Origin of the sequence: Streptomyces sp. NPDC021749 (genome assembly GCF_040640655.1) — a bacterium.
In the GTDB taxonomy this organism is placed as follows: domain Bacteria; phylum Actinomycetota; class Actinomycetes; order Streptomycetales; family Streptomycetaceae; genus Streptomyces.
In genome coordinates this window covers 1-17,706 of sequence record NZ_JBFACE010000077.1, presented here as the reverse complement: position 1 = coordinate 17,706, position 17,706 = coordinate 1, and the positions used below count along the sequence as shown (strand labels likewise).

Genomic DNA, 17,706 nt, shown 5'->3' with positions numbered 1-17,706 from the left:
TCAGCCACGCGATCATTCTGGCCGTCCGGCACCGCCCAGGACAGCAACAGAGTGACGCCTCATCGCAGGGCGAACGTTGCTTGATGCGGCACTAGAGCCCCCAGACGCTTCCTGGAGCCCCCCAAGCCCCTTCCCTAACGACCTCCCCGCATCACGGATGCCGCGAGCCCCGCATCACGGACGCTCCGAGCCCCGCATCACGGATGCCCCCGGCCGTCATGGGAATGGCTCCCCGGGTTCTTCACCGCGACGGCTCCCCCGGGTTCTTCGCCGCAACGGTTCCCCGGGTTCTTCACCGGCCCGGTTCCCCTAAGCCCTCCTCACCTAAGCCTTCCTCACCGCCCGTTCCAGTGCCGCCAAGGCCGACGACAGTTCCTCTGGTGTGATGGTCAGGGGCGGGGCCAGGCGGATGGTGGAGCCGTGGGTGTCCTTGACCAGGATTCCTTCCGCGAGGAGGCGTTCGCTGATCTCGCGGCCGGTGCCGAGGGCCGGGTCGATGTCCACGCCGGCCCACAGGCCGCGGGCCCGGAAGCCGGTGATGCCGTTGCCGGTGAGGGCGGTCAGGCCGGTGCGCAGCTGTTCGCCGAGTTCGGCGGCGCGGCGCTGGAACTCGCCGGTGGCGAGCAGCTCGATGACGGCGGAACCGACCGCGGCCGCGAGCGGGTTGCCGCCGAAGGTCGAGCCGTGCTGGCCGGGGCCGAGGACGCCGAGGACCTCGCGGCGGGCGACGACCGCGGAGACCGGGACGATACCGCCGCCGAGTGCCTTGCCGAGCAGAAGGACGTCGGGGACGACGGATTCGTGCTCGACGGCGAGGGTGGTGCCGGTGCGGCCGAGGCCGGACTGGATCTCGTCGGCGATGAAGAGGCAGTTGGCCCGCCGGGTCAGTTCGCGGACGCCGGTCAGATAGCCCTCGTCGGGGATGATGACGCCGGCCTCGCCCTGGATGGGCTCGATGAGGACGGCGGCCGTGGTGTCGTCGACGGCGGCTTCGAGGGCGGCGAGGTCGTTGTAGGGGACGGTGCGGAAGCCCGGGGCGAAGGGGCCGAAGCCGGTGCGGGCGGTGGCGTCGTCGGAGAAGCCGACGATGGTGGTCGTCCGGCCGTGGAAGTTGCCGTCGGCCACCACGATCGTCGCGCGGTCGGCGGGGACGCCCTTGACGTCGTAGGCCCATTTGCGGGCGACCTTGATGCCGCTCTCCACCGCCTCGGCGCCGGTGTTCATCGGCAGGACCATGTCCAGGCCGGTCAGTTCGGCGAGGGCCTCGGCGAAGCCGGCCAGCCGGTCGTTGTGGAAGGCGCGGGAGGTGAGGGTGAGCTGGTCGAGCTGGCGGTGTGCGGCCTCGATGAGGGCCGGGTGCCGGTGGCCGAAATTGAGTGCGGAGTAGCCGGCCAGCATGTCGAGGTAGCGGCGGCCCTCGACGTCCTCGACCCAGACGCCCTCGGCGCGCGCCACCACTACGGGCAGCGGGTGGTAGTTGTGGGCCAGGACCGGGCCCTCGGCCCGGATCAGCTCGGCCGACGAACGGGGCGCACGGGCGGGGGCCGTGGGTGTCGGGACGGTGCGGACGGGTGCGGTCATGAGCGGATCTCCTGGGTGCAGCACTTGATGCCGCCGCCGGCCTTGTGGAACTCCGAGAGGTCGACGGGGACGGGGACGTAGCCGCGGGCGGCGAGCTGGTCGATCAGGGCGGTGGCCGGCGGTGCGACGAAGACGTGCCGGCCGTCGGACACGGAGTTGAGGCCGAACGCCATGGCGTCGTCCCGGGTGGCGAGCACGGCCCCGGGGAAGAGCCGGCGCAGCACCTCGCGGCTGCCGGACGAGAACGCGCCCGGGTAGTAGGCGATCTCCGCGTCGCCGGTGCCGGGGTCCTCGGAGAGGACGAAGAGCGCGGTGTCGAGGTGGTAGAAGTACGGGTCGACCAGCTGCAGGCCGATGGTCGGGACGCCGAAGAACTCCTGCACCTCGTCGTGGGCCGCGCGGGCGGTGCGGAAGCCGGTGCCGGCGAGGATGTAGCGGCCGGCCGGGACGAGATCGCCCTCGCCCTCGCACAGGGCCACGGGGCGGTAGACGTCGTAGCCGGCGGCCTTGAACCAGGTCTCGTACTCGGTGGACTCCGGCCGGCGCTGCGGGGCGTGGAACTGCGAGCCGAAGACCCGGCCGTTCACGACGAGGGCGGAGTTCGCCGCGAACACCATGTCGGGCAGGCCGGGCGCGGGCGGTACGGTCTCCACGGTGTGGCCGTGCGTGCGGTAGGCGTCGACCAGTGCCTCCCACTGGCGGGCGGCCAGCGCGGTGTCGACCTGTGTGCCCTCGTGCATCCAGGGGTTGATGGCGTAGCGCACGTCGAAGTGGCGGGGCTCGCACATCAGGTAGCGGCGGGGGCGCGGCTCGCGGGCCGCTGCCGGGGCGGGACTGGGCGTACGGCTGGGACTGCTCGTACGGCTGGGGCTGCTCGGCCCGGCCGTACCGCTCAGTCCGTCCGTACTGCTCGGCCCGGCCGTACTGCTGGGGCCGTGCGCGTGGCTCGGGGTGCTTGCGCTGGTCAGGCTGCTGGCGCCGGCCGCGCTGCTCGGGGTGCTCGTCGCACTACTCGTCGGCACAGAAGTATCCCTTCCTCTCCGGTGAGGCAGGCGGGGTGACCGCGATCGATGGCCTGTGACACAGGGTCACTGATCGTCACCCGGGCCTCTCCAAGGTAAGGAAGGGTGGATTCCGGCCACAAGCAACAAATGCTGCGTATGCGTGCAGGAATCCTGCGTGGTTCGGGTCAGACGCGCTCGTTTGCTGCTTGGGCGCCGGCCTCCGGGCTGTCCGGGAGGAGGTGGGAGAGGACCATGTAACTGATCGTCTTCCGGATGAACGGTTCGGTCCGGATCCGCTCCAGGACCTCCTCGAAGTGCTCGACGTCCGTCGCCCGTACGTGCAGCAGGGCGTCGGCGCCGCCGGTGACGGTCATCGCCGCCGCGATCTCCGGGTGGTTGCGGACGACCTCGGCCAGCCGGCGGGGCGGGGCCGCGCTGTCGCAGTACACCTCGACGTACGCCTCGGTGAGCCAGCCCAGGGCGGCGGGGCGGACGGTGGCGGAGAAACCGGTGATCACCTTGTGCTCGCGCAGCCGGTCGACCCGGCGTTTGACCGCGGTGGCGGACAGTCCGATGGACGTCCCGATCTCGGCGAAGCTCGCCCGGCCGTTGTCGATCAGCGCCGCGATGATCTTCCGGTCCAGGTCGTCGAAGGGCACGGCCTTGTGGGTCACGGCGGGACCTCCCTGTCGTTCCGAGTCCTTCCGAGTCTGCGTGATCACCGCACGGGAAGCGTGCTCGCCGCCCGGTACGTGACCGCCTCACGGTAGCGGCCCGCACGGGGCGGCGGTCTTCCTGAGAGTCGCGGCGGGGGCGTTCTCGGGGACGGCGATGGCCGGGGAGGGGTGGGCGAGGGGTGGGCGAGGGGGTGGCCGTCCCCCGCCCGTTCGTCGAGTGGGCGGGGCGCCGGTGCCGTCGGAGACGGTCTGGGGCAGTACGCGGCGGATGCCGGCAGGTGGGGCGGTGGGGGGCAACGCTCGGCGGAGCCGGCGGCGCGCCTGGTCGGGGTGGCCGGGGCGGGCGCGGGAGGTGGCGTGACCTCGCCGAAACGTGGGGCGGGCGGGGATCCGTAGCGGCGCACGTGCCCGCACCGCCCCCGTCGGGCCCCGCGTGGGATCCTGGTGCGTCGTGGTTCTGCCGGGCGGACGGTGGACGGACGCCCGGTGATGACGAGGATGCCCAGATGAAACTCTGCTTCCTGGTGGAGGAGCAGTACCGCCGCGACGGCATGCCCAGGGACGTGATCCGCCAACTCCGCGCCTGGGGCCACCAGGTGGACGTCCTCTGGCCCGGCCGCTCGCTGATCCCGATATCCGAGTCGGTCCGCGCGGGCAGCCATGACGCCTGGGTCCTCAAGACCGTCTCGGGCGGGCCGGGCCTGACCCTGCTGGAGGCCGCCGCCGCGGTCGGGCTGACCACGGTGAACGACGCCCGGGCGATCCGCGGCGTCCGGGACAAGGCACTGGCCGCGGTGATCGCCCGCACTCACGGGCTGCCGGTCCCGGTGACGTACGCGGCGGCCCGGGCCGAGGAGTTCGCCAAGCTGCCCACCAGCGCGTTCCCGCTCGTGGTGAAGCCCGCGGACGGCAGTTCGGGGCGCGCGGTGCGGCTGGTCGAGAGCCCCGGCCGGCTGACCGGGCCGGGCGCGCCGGAGAACGGCGGCGGGCTGCTGATCGCCCAGCCGTACGTCCCCAACTCCGGTACGGATCTGAAGGTCTACTGCGTCGCCGGTGAGCTGTACGCCACCGAGCGGTGCTCGCCGCTGCACCCCGGCCACGACGTCCCCGAGCGCCAGGTGCCGCTCACCGCCGAGGTCGCCCGGATCGCGGCGGAGGTGGGGGCGGTCTTCGGGCTCGACCTCTACGGCGTGGACGTGCTGCTGGGTCCGGACGGGCCGGTGGTCGTCGACATCAACGACTTCCCGAGCTTCCGTCAGGTACCGGACGCGGTGGCCCGGGTGTCGGCGGCGGTGCTGCGGCTCGCCGGCGGGGACGGCACGGGCGGGGCGGGCGGGGCGGCCGGTGGGCAGCGGGTCCCGGCCACCGCGGTGCCGGCCGCCGCGGTACCCGCCGCCGCGCCGGAGACCGTTCCGCTGGCGGCGATCGGCGGCGACCGGTGAGGATCGGCCTGATCGCGGCGGACCCGGCGCATCCGGTACTGGCCGCGGTCACCGGCCTGCTGACCGGGGACGGCCACCGGGTCGATCACCTCGATCCGGGCGGCCACCGGGACGAGCACCTCGATCCGGGCGGCCACCGGGACGACCACCCGGAGCCGGGCGGCCACCGGGTCGACCACCTCGATCCGGACGGTCACCGGGTCGACCACCTCGATCCGGGCGGCCACCGGGACGACCACCCGGAGCCGGGCGGTGGGGCACCCGGCCCGGACCGCGGTGCGCTCGCCGACGTGTACCTCCTCAAGGCCCGGACGCCGCGGGCGCTGGCGCTGGCCGCCCGCCTGGAGTCGTACGGCGTCCCGGTGCTCAACTCCGTTGCGGCGACGGCGCGTTGTCAGGACCGGGTGGTGATGGCGGAGCTGGGGCGGAAGGCGGGGCTGCCGTTCGCCGCGACCCGGCCGGTGGACACGATCGGGGAACTGGCGGCGGCGGGGGAGCCGGCCGGGCCGCTGGTCGTCAAGAGCCGGTACAGCCGGCGCGGCGACCTGGTGGCCCGCGCCGACACCGCCGCGGAGCTGCGCGAGCTGGCGGCGGCCTGGCCCCAGGAGCCGGTGGTCGTGCAGGAGTTCACCGCGAACAGCGGCTGGGACCACAAGCTGTGGGTGGTCGACGGGAAGCTGTTCGCCGGGCTGCGCCGCTCGGAACTGGCACCGGACGGGCGCGGACCGACCCGGCCGCTGCCGCCCGGCGAACTGCCCCCGGGCTGGGCGGAACTCGCGCTGCGCACCGGCGAGGCCTACGGCCTGGAGGTCTACGGCGTGGACGTGCTGCGGGGTCCGGACGGGCCCGTGGTCGTCGACGTCAACGCCTTCCCCGGCATACGGGGCCAGGCGGGTGCGCCGGAGGCACTGGCAGAACTCGCCCTGCGCACCGCCCGCACTGCCCGCACCGCCCGTGACGCCCGCACTGCCGGTGATGCCCGCACCGCCCCGGGAAACGAAAGCGCGGTGTCGGAAAGGCGACTGAAGTGATCACCGGGGTGTGGCCGAGCGAGCAGAAAACGGCGGACGCGGAAGCTCCTCCTCCGCAACGTCTAAGGCGCCGGGCCCTGGGGTAGCGCTGGCCCCGTCAGGGGGGCGTGATCCGGCGCGCCGTCCTTCCGCACGTCTGGGGAGAGGCCAGCAACGGTGACACAGCCATTTGAATTGCCCCACTTCTACACGCCCTATCCGGCGCGGCTGAACCCGCACGTGGAGGCGGCGCGCACGCACTCCCGCCGATGGGCCCGTGAGATGGGGATGCTGGAGGGCTCGGGCATCTGGGAGCAGCGGGACCTCGACGCCCACGACTACGCCCTGCTGTGCGCGTACACCCACCCGGACTGCGACGCGGACGCGCTCTCGCTGGTGACGGACTGGTACGTCTGGGTCTTCTTCTTCGACGACCACTTCCTGGAGAAGTTCAAGCGCACCCTGGACCGGGAGGGCGGCAAGCAGTACCTCGACCGGCTGCCCGCCTTCATGCCGATGGACGACGTCACGCCCGTACCGGAGCCGACCAACCCGGTCGAGGCGGGCCTCGCCGACCTGTGGGCGCGCACCGTGCCGCACATGTCGGCGGACTGGCGCCGGCGGTTCGCCGAGAGCACCGAGCACCTGCTCAACGAGTCCCTCTGGGAACTGTCCAACATCCACATCAACCGGGTTCCCAACCCCGTCGAGTACATCGAGATGCGCCGCAAGGTCGGCGGCGCGCCGTGGTCCGCGGGCCTGGTCGAGTTCGCGGCCGGCGCCGAGGTCCCGGCCGCGGTCGCCGCCTCCCGGCCGCTGCGGGTGCTGCGCGACACCTTCTCCGACGGCGTCCACCTGCGCAACGACCTCTTCTCCTACCAGCGGGAGACCGAGGACGAGGGCGAGCTGAGCAACGGCGTCCTGGTGCTGGAGACTTTCTTGAACTGCACCACCCAGGAGGCCGCCGACGCGGTCAACGACCTGATCACCTCCCGGCTCCAGCAGTTCGAGAACACCGTGGTCACGGAACTCCCGGCGCTGTTCCTGGAGACCGGCCTGGACCCCGGGTCCTGCGCGGACGTGCTGGCGTACGCCAAGGGACTGCAGGACTGGCAGTCCGGCGGCCACGAGTGGCACCTGCGCTCCAGCCGCTACATGAACGGCGGCGGAGCGGCGGCGGCCGACTCCGCGCGGCCCTGGTCGCCGTTCGCCGCCGCCGGCCTCGGCACCTCGGCGGCGGACCTGAAAACGGCGCTGGCCACCGCCGGAGCGCACCGCTTCCGCAGCCACACCCACGTACCCCACCAGAAGGTCGGCCCGTCCCGGATCCCCGACATCACCATGCCGTTCCCGCTCACCCTGAGCCCGCACCTGGACGGCGCCCGCCGCCGGGTCATCGAGTGGGCGCACCGGATGGGCATGCTGCGGCCGCAGCCCGGGGTGCCGCTCTCCGACGTCTGGGACGAGCCCGCGATGCAGCGCCACGACCTGGCGCTGTGCGCGGCCGGCATCCATCCGGACGCCACCCCGGACGAACTCGACCTCGGCTCCCAGTGGCTGGCCTGGGGCACCTACGCCGACGACTACTACCCGCAGGTCTTCGGCCGGACCCGGGACATCACCGCGGCCAGGGTCTGCACCCAGCGGCTGTCGGCGTTCATGCCGCTCGACGACAGCGCGCCCGTCCCGGAACCGGCCAACGCCCTCGAACGCGGACTGGCGGACCTGTGGCCCCGTACGGTGGTGTCGATGACGCCGGAGGCGCGCCGCGACTTCCGGCAGGCCGTCGACGTCATGACGGCCAGTTGGCTGTGGGAGATCGACAACCAGATCCAGAGCCGCATCCCCGACCCGGTCGACTACGTCGAGATGCGGCGGGCGACGTTCGGGTCCGACCTCACCATGTCCCTGTGCCGGATCGGGCACGGCCGGCGGGTGCCGCCGGAGGTCTACCGCACCGGCACGATGCGCGCGCTGGAGAACTCCGCCGCCGACTTCGCCTGCCTGATGAACGACGTCTTCTCGTACCAGAAGGAGATCGAGTACGAGGGCGAGGTGCACAACGGCGTCCTGGTCGTCCAGACGTTCTTCGGCTGCGACTACCCGAGCGCGCTGGCCATCGTCAACGACCTCATGACCTCGCGCATCGAGGAGTTCCAGCACGTCGCGGCCAAGGAACTGCCCGTCGTCTACGACGACTTCCAGCTGTCCGCCGAGGCCCGTGAGGTGCTCGACGGCTATGTCCACGAGCTGGAGAACTGGATGGCCGGCATCCTCAACTGGCACCGCAACTGCCGCCGTTACCTCGCCTCGGAACTCCGCCACCCGACGGGCTCGCCCGGCTGGCCGGGCGTCCCGGACGGCCTGGGCACCTCGGCGTTCCGGATCGGCCGGCGGCCGGTGCCGAGCGGCGGATAGCCGCGCCGGCGGCGGGCCCGTGGGACCGCGGACCACGGGCCCGCACCATGCACCCGTGCCCCTGCCGTGCGCACTACCGCGTCATGTGCCACCGACCTATGGTTCATGACGCCGTGGGACGCGGGGCGAGGTGAGGGGGCGCGCGATGGCGGCAGGCGGGTCGGCGGCGGGCGGATCGGCAGCACGGCGGGCCCAGGAGGCCCGGCGCCAGGAACGGCTGTTACGGGAGCAGTGGCGGGCCGCCCGTCAGCGGGCCGAGCGCTGGGAGGCGGCGAGCGAGGGGGAGCGGCGGATCGCCGCCCAGCTGCTGATGCTGACCGAGCGGGGCTGGCGGCTGCTGGTGGACCGGCGCTGGCCCGGCACCCGGGCGGCCAACGTGGACATGCTGCTGATCGGGCCCGGCGGGGTCTTCGTCATCGATGTCAAGAACTGGCGGGCCGCACCGGAACCGTCCGGCGGGCGGCTGCGGGCCGGCGGTTTCTCCCGCGACGAGCACCGGCGCAAACTCCTCGCGGTGACCAAGGCCGCCGAGGGCGCGGTGGCGGCGCTGGGCATGTCACCGGTGGCGGTCCGCCCGCTGATGGCCTTCGCCGGCCACCGCGTCGACACCGAACTGGGCCGGCTGCGGCTGCTGGGCGAGCACGAGATCGGCCCGGCGCTGCTGTCGGAGCGCACCCGGCTGCCCGCGGGCTCGGTACGGGCGCTCGCCGAACACCTGGGCCGGGTCTTCCCCGAGTACGAGGACCCGGCGGCGAACGGTACGGCGAACGGTACGGCGGACGGGACGGCGAACGGCCGCGCCGCGCAGCACCGGCCCGCGGTCACGGCGGCCGCGCCTGCCGCACCTGCCGCACCGTCCTCCGCGGACGACGGCCTGTTCGACCTCGACGGGCTGCGCCGGGCCGCGCTGGACGAGGCCCGGCGGGCCCCCATCGAGCAGTGGATGACCTTCCTCGACCCCGACCAGCTGGCGCTGGTGCGCCGGAACTGGGCCGGCCCGGCGCGGATCAGCGGCCCGGCCGGCACCGGCAAGACGGTCGTCGCGCTGCACCGCGCCGCGTACCTCGCCCAGCGCACGGGCGGCCGCGTCCTGTACGTCACCTTCGCCAACAACCTGCCGCGGGTGCAGGCGACGTTCCTGGCGACCATGGCCCCCGCGGTGGCCGGCCGGGTGGACTTCCGCAGTCTGCACTCCTGGGCGCAGGAGTACCTCCAGTCCCGCGGCGTGCCGGTGCGCCTGCACGGGGAGAAGGCGGAGACGGCCTTCAGTCTCGCCTGGAAGCACATCGGCCGGGACAGCTGCCTGGCCGAGATCGATCCGCTGCCCCGTTACTGGAAGGAGGAGATCGACCACGTCATCAAGGGCCGCGGGATCACCTCCTTCGACGAGTACGCCGTGCTGCCGCGCCGGCGCCGCCGCACCAGCCTGCGCCGTCCGCACCGGCAGGCCGTCTGGGCCCTCTACGAGGCGTACGAGGCGCAGCGCTCCGAACGCGCGGTGCACGACTTCAACGACATCCTCTCCCTCGCGCTCGCCGAGACGGCCGGCCGCTCGGGGCACTCCCCGTACACGGCCGTCGTCGTGGACGAGGTCCAGGACCTCACCCTGGTCGGGGTGCGGCTGCTGCACTCCCTGGTGGGGGACGGCCCCAACGGCTTGCTGCTGGTGGGCGACGGCCAGCAGGCCGTCTACCCCGGCGGGTTCCGGCTCGCGGACGCCGGTATCGACATCCGCGGCGACCGCGGGCAGGTGCTGCGCGCCAACTACCGCAACAGCAAGGAGATCGTGGACACCGCGCTGTCCGTCGTCGCCGAGGACTCCTTCGAGGACATCGACGGCTCGCGGACCCCGGGCCGGCGGGACGTCGACCTGACGTACCACCACGGCGAGGTGGTCCGGGCGGTGCTGCCCACGCCCGCGGCGCACGACGCGGCGCTGGTGGCCGTGCTGCGCGGCCTGTCCCCGCAGGAACTCGCGGACTCCGCGGTGCTGTGCCCCACCACCCGCGCCCTCGAACGCTACCGGCGGCTGTTGACCCGGGCGGGCGTACGGGTGTGCCTGCTGGAGCAGTACGACGGACGGCCGGTCGCGGCGGTGAAACTGGGCAGCTACCGGCGGGCCAAGGGGCTGGAGTTCAAGCGGGTCTACCTGCCCCGTTACGAGGCGAACCTGACGGAGGCGGCGGGAGGGCCAAACGAGGCCGGGACCGCACGTGAGCAGGGCGAGCTGAGGCGGAGCCAGCTGTTCGTGGCGATGACCCGGGCGCGGGACGTGCTGTGGCTGGGCAGCGTCCGGCCGAGCGGCGCGGAGGGTGAATCTGCGGGACGGGAGGAATAGGACGAAACGCCCTCGGGAACCTTGGGCCCATGCGACGCAAGACCGCTCTTCTCGGCGCCGTGGCCCTCACCGGAGCGCTCAGCGCGGCGCTCGCCGTGTCCGTTCCGCCCACGGCGCGGGCCACCACCGGCACCATCATCTTCCACATGCGGCCGGGCAACCGGCAGTACCAGATCGTCGACCCCGGCGACGACCACTGCTACGGCCTCGGGCCCGGGGGCGGCGAGGTGGTGAACGACACCCCGCTCGACCTCGTCCTGTGGTCCTCGCGCGACTGCACCGGCAACCCGATGGCCACCGTCCGGGCCGGCACCGACGCCGTGTTCGCCCGCTACGGCAGCCTGCAGCTGGTCCCGTCGGACGACCCCGGGGACGATGAGCCGACCGCCACCGACCAGCCGGGTGACGATGAGGACCCGCCGGCGACGGATCCACCGGAGTCGGACCCGCCCGGTTCGGACGAGGACCCGCCCGCGGACCCGCCGGGTGACCAGGACCCGCCGGCCGCCGAGAACCCGCCGGGTGACCAGGACCCGCCGGCCGCCGAGAACCCGCCGGGTGACCAGGACCCGCCGGCCGCCGCGCGCCGGCCGGCGGCCAAGCCCTCGTCCCGGCCCTCGGCATCACCGGCGTCACCGCACTTGTCCCGGCCCACGTCACCGCACGCGCCACGGCATCCGTCAGCGCACTCCTCAGCGGCGGCGCACCCGTCACGGCACTCCTCACCGCACGCCGCACGCCGTTCGTAGAGCGTGCGGACGACCTGACGGACGGGGCCGGATGCCCGAGTTGCCGGACGTCGAGGGATTCCGCCGGACGCTCGTCGCCTGCGCGCAGGGGCGGGTGATCCGGCGGATCGAGGTGTACGACGAGGGTGTGCTGCACGGGGTGAGCCGGCGGCGACTGCGGGGCGAGCTGGAGGGCCGGCGGTTCACCGAGCCGGAGCGGCACGGGAAATGGCTGCTCGCGCACACCGGCGGCCCCACCCTGATGCTGCACTTCGGGATGACCGGACGGCTGGTCTGCTGCGCGCCGGACGATCCGGTCCACCCCCACGACCGGGTGGTGTTCACGCTCGGCCGGGAGCGCCAGCTGCGCTACCGCGACCAGCGCAAACTCCAGGGCCTGTGGCTGATGGACCCGGCCGGTACGGAGCGGATCCTGAGCCGCCAGGGGCCGGACGCGGGGAAGGTCGGCCGGGCGGACCTCCGGGCCGCGCTCGCCGGGCGGCGCGGCAGCCTCAAGGCCGTCCTCACGGACCAGTCGGTCCTCGCCGGGCTCGGCAATCTGCTCGTCGACGAGATCCTCTGGCGCACCGGCCTGCCGCCCGGCCGCCGGGCCGGTGACCTCTCCGCCGACGACTGCGACCGGCTGCACGCCGCGATGCGCCGCACCCTGCGCGCGGCGGTCCGGGCGGGCTGCGTCCCGCCGCGCGACTCCTGGCTCACCGGACGCCGCGACGACCCTGGCCCGTCCTGCCCGCGCTGCGGCACGGCACTGCGCCGGGCACGGGTCGCCGGCCGGGGCACGGTGTGGTGCCCCCGCTGCCAGCCGTAGCCCGACGTACGGGGCCGGTGCCGTTGCCGGCCGGCTCTTCGACCGCGCATGCGGGCTCATGGCCGGTGCGTCAACTCGTGCGCCTCGGTGGCGAGATGAGCGGTCCGGCCGCCTTGACGGTGCGCAGTACCGGAGCGGTTTCCAGGGCGTGGATCGCGCGTTGGCCGCCGAGGCGGTGGGTGAGGTAGTGGTGCAGGGCCGCCGGGTCGGGGCAGAGGGCGTGTGCGACCACGTTCGTGCGTCCGGTGGTGGCGGCGACGAAGGCGAGTTCGTCGTGCCGGGCCAGGGCGGTGGCGACCTGCTCCAGGCGGGCGGGGGCCACCGTCATCCACAGCAGCGCCTGCGTGGTGGCGCCGAACAGCGCGTCATCGCATTCGACGTCGAAGAACAGCGCACCGCCGGCCCGCAGGGCGGTCAGCCGGCGGGCGACGGTGGCCGGTGACCAGCCGGTGGCCGCGGCCAGTTCGGCCTGGCCGGCCCGGCCGTTCCGCTGGAGCGCGGACAGCAGCGCCTGGTCGTCGTCGGTCGGCGTGGCGCCCGGAGCGGGGGCCGGCGCGGCGTCCTCCCGTTCCGGGGGCGCGAGTCGGCGGCGCTGCCCGGCGTCGAGGACGTTCGCCCGGCCGCGCCAGGCGGTGGGGCCGCCGAGGTAGGTGTGCAGCAGGTAGTGCGCGGAGACCGCGGTGATGCCGGCGGTGCGCGGAATGTCGTGCAGCAGCAGGGACCGGCCGTCCGCGCCGCCGGCCGGGGTGTGCACCACGGCGATGATCTCCGTTCCGCCGGAGGCGAGCTTCACCCACGAGGTGTCCGGCCGCCGGGCCAGCGCATGGGCGAGGTCCTGGGCGCTGTGCGGGGTCGCGGTGAGCCGGACCAGCCACTGCGCCCGGCCCGAGCGGTGCGGATCGGCGAGTCCGACGACCCGCAGGCCGGCCTCGGCGGCCAGCCGCCGGTAGCGGCGGGCCACGGTCTGTGTCGAGACGCCGAGCACCTCGGCGATCCGGCTGAACGGCGCCCGGCCGTCGAGATGCAGCGCATGGATCAGCCCGCGGTCGATGTCGTCGAGCGGCATGCCCCGGCCTCCTGAGAGCTGAGCGGGTGGATGAATTCCTCGCTGAGATGCCCGTGCGTGGAAAGAAAGCTCGGCCTCGTCCTTCTGGCTGGAACATCCAGCGTACGCGCCCGCAGGCTCGGCCCCGTGAATCCGTGACGGCCGAAGGGACGACCCATGCCGAACGACCCCGCCTCGAAGCGCTCCGCGCCGACCCGCCCACTGCCGGCCGGCGGCCCGGCCGGTCCGCCGGCCGCGCCGTACCCCCGGCGGTGGGCCGCGCTGGCAGCGCTGCTGCTCGCCGAGGCGATGAACCTGCTCGACTCCACGATCATGACGGTCGCCGCACCGGTGATCCACGCCGGCCTCGGCGGGCCGGCGTCCGGCATCCCCTGGTACAGCGCCGCGTACACGCTGCCGTTCGCGGTGCTGCTGATCACCGGCGGCCGGCTCGGTGACATCGCAGGCCGCCGACGGCTGCTCCGCCTCGGGGTCGCCGGCTTCGTCCTGGCCTCGACGCTGTGCGCGCTGGCCGTCTCCCCGGCGATGCTGATCGGCGCGCGGGCCGTCCAGGGCGCCGCGGCCGCCCTGGTCATCCCGCAGACCATCGGGCTGATCCGGGCCATGTTCCGCGGCGATGCGCTGGCCCGGGCGATGGGCAGCATTGGTCCGGTGATGGGCCTGGCGGCGGTCTGCGGGCCGGTGCTCGGCGGCCTGCTCACCCACGCCGACCTGCTCGGTTCGTCCTGGCGGGCGGTCTTCCTGGTCAACCTCCCGCTCGGCCTCGCGGTGCTCGCCGCGACCCCGCTGCTGCCCGAGGACCGCTCGGAGCGGCGGCCGCGGCTCGACCTCACCGGCACGGTGCTGGCCGTCGTCGGCACCGGACTGCTCGTCCAGCCGCTCCTCGACGGCGGGCTGCCCCGGTTCGCGGCCCGGCCCTGGGCGGTCCTGGCCACCGGGCTCGCCGTGCTGGCCGTCTTCGGGCTGCAGCAGCGCCGCCGCGCGCGGCAGGGGCGTAGCGCGCTGGTCGAGGCGGGGCTGTTCCGGGACCGCGGCTTCCCCGCCGCGCTGGCCGCATCGCTGCTGTTCTTCGCGGTGGTCAACGGTCTGATGATGGTCGTCGTGCTGCAGCTCCAGCTCGGCCTGCACGCCGACGCCCGGTCGTCCGGGCTCACCCTGCTGCCCTGGTCGGCGGCGATGGCGGTGGCGTCCTGGTGCGCCGGCGCCCGTCTGGTGCCCCGCTACGGCTCCCGGGTGATGTTCGCCGGACTCGCCGCCCTGCTCGTCGGCTCGCTGGGCGCCGTCGCCGTCTACGCCACCGCCCCCGCGGCCGCGTACCCGTGGCCGCTGCCGGTGGCGCTGGCGGTGTGCGGGCTGGGACAGGGCCTGTTCGCCGTCCCGTTCTTCACCACCGCGCTGGGCCGGGTCCGGCCGCACGAGACGGGCTCGGCGGCCGGGCTGCTCAACGCCGCCCAGCAGCTCGGCGGCACGCTGGGCACCGCCGTGCTCGGCGCGGTCTTCTTCCACGCGTTCCACGCCCCCGCGGGCCACGGGGCAACGTCGGCCGGCGCTCCCGGCGCGGTCTTGGCGCTGCACGGCGTGGGCGACGCGTTCCGGGCCGCGGTCGCCCTGCTCGCCTGTGCCTTCGTCGCCGCGGCCCGTATGCGGCCAAGTCCCGTAGCGGCTACGGCGGGTGATCGGTGAACGGACGGTCCGGGGCCCGTGTGACACGTCTGCAGAGAGTGATGAATTGTCCACCCTGTGCAGGAAAATTAAGAATTTCAGCTTTCGTCTGAAATTTCACGTATTTTCCTTGTTGTCAGTAGGTCGGCGACGTAGCTTGGGAGTTGACGCCATCGGTAACGGGGCGTCGGAAGGAAACAATCAAGGAGGCAGCATGAGCTTCCGGAAGGTCTTCCCGCGTAGGCACAGGCGCGACGACTGGGACCACGACCGGGACCGCTACAGGCGGCGTCGCCGCAGGCACGGTCGTCGGCACAACAGGCGCCGTTACTTCGACTACGACTACTGACCCAAAGCTCTGAGTTCGAGGCAGGCTCGCGTGGCGCGCGGGTCCGCCTCGTGCGTTTGCGAGCGGGTGTGCGTGAGGGCCCCTCAGCGGCCTTCCGCCCGGTCCGACCAGCTGACTGATATGGCGTAGCCATCATGCATCTGCGCAGCTCGCGACGGCGGTCGGCGCGCACCGAGAAGACGCGCACCGAGAAGACGCCGGCCCCGGCGCCGGCCGAAGCCTTCGCACCGCCGACAGCGTCGACCCGGCCCACGGCATCGACACGGCCCCCGCCGTCGGCGCCGCCACCGCCCCAACGGGCTTGGGGCGACGCCTCCGTTGAGGGCCTCCCGGAAGCCGTTCAGGAGGTCCCGCAGCGGCAAGTCCCGGAGCGGGAAGCCCCGGAGCAGGAGCCCGCGACCGTCGGATTCGGTCGCGGACTGTGGGGGCCGATGACCGACTCCACCATCCGGACCCGGCGGGTCGGGCTGAAGGAATCCCTCCGCCGGTTCTGGCCGCTCACCAAGGGCGACCGTCGCTGGCTGCTCCTGGTCTGCCTGTGCGCCGTCGGCGCCGCGCTCGCCGAGACCGCGGCCATCCTCCTCTTCGCCCAACTCACCGACAACGCCCTGCAGAAGGGCTCGGTCAGCGCCTTCTGGCAGCCGGCCGGACTGTGGCTGACGGTGGCCGTCATCGGCGCGGTGGTGGGCTACCTCGGCGGCTCGCTCGCCGCCTGGACCGCCGAACGCTTCGTGATGCGGCTGCGCGCCCGGGTCTTCGCCCACCTCCAGACGCTGCCGCCGCACTTCTTCCAGCGCAACCGGCGCGGTGACCTGGTCGAGCGGCTGACCGGTGACGTCGACGCCATCGAGCAGATGGTGGTCTCCGGTCTCGTCCAGGCGGCCGCCGCCCTCTTCGGCGTCGTCTTCTACGCCGGTGCGGCCCTCTGGCTGCGCTGGGACCTCGCGCTGGCCACGTTCGTCCTGGCACCGGTGTTCTGGAGCGCCACCCGCCGCTTCACCGGCCGGGTCAAGGAGGTGTCGCGCCGGGAGCGCGCGGCGGACGGCGCGATCACCTCGGTCGTCGAGGAGGGCCTGGTCAACGTCGTGCTCACCCAGGCCTACAACCGGCGGCACGAGGAGGAGCAGCGGCTGGCGCGGCAGGCCGGTGCCTGGTTCCGCGCCTCGGTGGCCAGCGCCCGCCTCAACGAACTGTACGAGCAGGTCGTCGAGCTGCTCGAAACGCTCTGCGTGCTGGCGATCATCGGTCTCGGTGCGTGGGAGATCTCCGCCGACCGGATGACCCTGGGCCAGCTGCTCGCCTTCGCCGCCTTCATCGGCTACCTCTATCCGCCGATCCGCTCCCTGGGGCAGCTGGGCCTCACCGCCACCGAGGCCACCGCCGGCTCCGAGCGCCTGCTGGAGATCCTCGACGCCCGCCCCGCCGTCACCGACCCGCCGCCGTCCCTCGTCGCCCCGCCGCGCTTCACCCGCGCCCTCGGCGAGATCGAGGTCCGCAACGTCAGCTTCCACTACCCGGACAGCCCCGACGAGGTCCTGCACGACCTCTCCTTCACCGCGGTCCCCGGCGAACTGCTGGTCCTCACCGGCCCCAGCGGCGCCGGGAAGTCCACGCTGGCCGCGCTGCTGCTGCGGTTCTACGACCCGGACTCCGGCACCGTCCGCCTCGACGACATCCCCGTCCACCGGATGCCGCTCGTCCAGCTGCGCCGCAACATCACCCTCCTCCCCCAGGACACCCTCGTCCTGCACGACACCATCGAGGAGAACATCGGCTGCGGCCGCCCGCACGCGACCCACCAGGACGTGGTCCGCGCCGCCCGCGCCGCGGACGCCGACACCTTCATCGCCGCCCTCCCGGAGGGCTACCGCACGGTCATCGCCCCGGGCACCGCCCGCCTCTCGGGCGGCCAGCTGCAGCGCATCGCCATCGCCCGCGCCATGCTGCGCGACGCCCCCGTCCTCGTCCTCGACGAGCCCACGACGGGCCTGGACATCCTGGCCACCCAGCGCATCCTCGCCCCCCTGCGCCGCCTCGCCGAGGGCCGCACCACCCTGGTGATCTCGCACGACCTGGACCTCGCCGCCGACGCCGACCGCATCCTCGTCCTCGACCGCGGCCGCCTCGTCGAATCCGGTACCCACTCCGAACTGCTGGCCCACGACGGCCTGTACTCCACCCTCTTCCACGCGCACCCGCCGGGCCACAACGGCCGGCCGGCACCGCCGCACAGCCTGGCGGGGCAGCACCAGCCGGAGCCGTGGTCCTGGCACGGCTGAGGCCTGCCGGGACGCCGGGGGACGTCGACTGCGCGCCGGCGTCGGAAAGCCCCGCCCGCCCCAGCGGTACGGGCACGCGGATGCAGCACGGCTTACTCCAGGGGAGCCGACGGATCTGTGCCCGGTGCGTGGCGCGGATCGCGCCCGGTGCGGGGCACGGGGCGGGGCGTGGATCGCGCCCGGTGCGGGGCTAGGGGCAAGGCCGTGAAGTTACGGCTCGGGTGGGGGTGTCAAGGGGCTTGGGGCGCGAGGATGTCGATGCTGGTGGTGGCTTTGTAGCTGGTGCGGTCGATGCGGGGGCCTCGTGCCTGGTACTTGGAGAT

General features: G+C 73.6%; 13 protein-coding genes. 9 read left to right on the top strand and 4 right to left on the bottom strand.

From position 1 onward, the window contains the following. Nucleotides 1-324 precede the first annotated feature (324 nt). The 3 genes from rocD to AB0G35_RS36375 form a co-directional block, all read right to left on the bottom strand. Nucleotides 325-1,581, bottom strand: coding sequence for an ornithine--oxo-acid transaminase (rocD, locus tag AB0G35_RS36385; RefSeq protein WP_360958811.1), 1,257 nt, complete (start codon nt 1,579-1,581; stop codon nt 325-327). Then, on the bottom strand, nt 1,578-2,477 hold the full coding sequence (ddaH, locus tag AB0G35_RS36380) for a dimethylargininase (protein ID WP_360958813.1): 900 nt from the start codon (nt 2,475-2,477) through the stop codon (nt 1,578-1,580). Before ddaH ends, rocD begins: the two co-directional genes overlap by 4 nt. A 293-nt stretch (nt 2,478-2,770) precedes the next feature. Continuing rightward, complete coding sequence (locus AB0G35_RS36375; RefSeq protein WP_360958808.1) at nt 2,771-3,259, bottom strand: Lrp/AsnC family transcriptional regulator; 489 nt, start codon at nt 3,257-3,259, stop codon at nt 2,771-2,773. Between the two features lie 509 nt (nt 3,260-3,768). Between AB0G35_RS36375 and AB0G35_RS36370 the strand changes: the two genes are divergently transcribed. The 6 genes from AB0G35_RS36370 to AB0G35_RS36345 all read left to right on the top strand — a co-directional run bounded on the left by AB0G35_RS36370 (nt 3,769) and on the right by AB0G35_RS36345 (nt 12,027). Continuing rightward, complete coding sequence (locus tag AB0G35_RS36370) at nt 3,769-4,704, top strand: ATP-grasp domain-containing protein (RefSeq protein ID WP_360958806.1); 936 nt, start codon at nt 3,769-3,771, stop codon at nt 4,702-4,704. Continuing rightward, nucleotides 4,701-5,735, top strand: coding sequence for an alpha-L-glutamate ligase (locus AB0G35_RS36365; RefSeq protein ID WP_360958803.1), 1,035 nt, complete (start codon nt 4,701-4,703; stop codon nt 5,733-5,735). The genes AB0G35_RS36370 and AB0G35_RS36365 overlap by 4 nt, the downstream gene beginning before the upstream one ends. Nucleotides 5,736-5,891: 156 nt before the next feature. Further along, entirely contained in the window at nt 5,892-8,132 is a 2,241-nt protein-coding gene (gene cyc2, locus AB0G35_RS36360) for a germacradienol/geosmin synthase Cyc2 (RefSeq protein ID WP_360958800.1), read from the top strand. A gap of 145 nt (nt 8,133-8,277) precedes the next feature. Next, the gene (locus tag AB0G35_RS36355) at nt 8,278-10,470 is read left to right on the top strand and encodes a UvrD-helicase domain-containing protein (protein WP_360958798.1); all 2,193 of its coding nucleotides are present in this window, start codon (nt 8,278-8,280) and stop codon (nt 10,468-10,470) included. 29 nt (nt 10,471-10,499) lie between these two features. Then, entirely contained in the window at nt 10,500-11,219 is a 720-nt protein-coding gene (locus AB0G35_RS36350; RefSeq protein ID WP_360958796.1) for a chitin-binding protein, read from the top strand. Between the two features lie 31 nt (nt 11,220-11,250). Further along, nucleotides 11,251-12,027: a DNA-formamidopyrimidine glycosylase family protein gene (locus AB0G35_RS36345; protein WP_360958793.1), complete on the top strand. Its 777-nt coding sequence runs from the start codon at nt 11,251-11,253 to the stop codon at nt 12,025-12,027. A 70-nt stretch (nt 12,028-12,097) separates the two neighbouring features. Here AB0G35_RS36345 and AB0G35_RS36340 read toward each other — a convergent pair whose 3' ends face one another. Beyond that, nucleotides 12,098-13,093, bottom strand: coding sequence for an Lrp/AsnC family transcriptional regulator (locus AB0G35_RS36340; RefSeq protein ID WP_360958790.1), 996 nt, complete (start codon nt 13,091-13,093; stop codon nt 12,098-12,100). A gap of 156 nt (nt 13,094-13,249) precedes the next feature. Between AB0G35_RS36340 and AB0G35_RS36335 the strand changes: the two genes are divergently transcribed. The 3 genes from AB0G35_RS36335 (at nt 13,250) to AB0G35_RS36325 (ending at nt 17,383) form a co-directional block, all read left to right on the top strand. Beyond that, nucleotides 13,250-14,776, top strand: coding sequence for an MFS transporter (locus AB0G35_RS36335; RefSeq protein WP_360958787.1), 1,527 nt, complete (start codon nt 13,250-13,252; stop codon nt 14,774-14,776). Nucleotides 14,777-14,969: 193 nt separating this feature from the next. Continuing rightward, complete coding sequence (locus AB0G35_RS36330) at nt 14,970-15,104, top strand: hypothetical protein (RefSeq protein ID WP_360958784.1); 135 nt, start codon at nt 14,970-14,972, stop codon at nt 15,102-15,104. A gap of 431 nt (nt 15,105-15,535) precedes the next feature. Next, nucleotides 15,536-17,383 carry an ABC transporter ATP-binding protein gene (locus AB0G35_RS36325; RefSeq protein ID WP_360958782.1) on the top strand — a complete coding sequence of 616 codons (1,848 nt, stop codon included), beginning with the start codon at nt 15,536-15,538 and terminating at the stop codon, nt 17,381-17,383. Nucleotides 17,384-17,706: the final 323 nt, after the last annotated feature.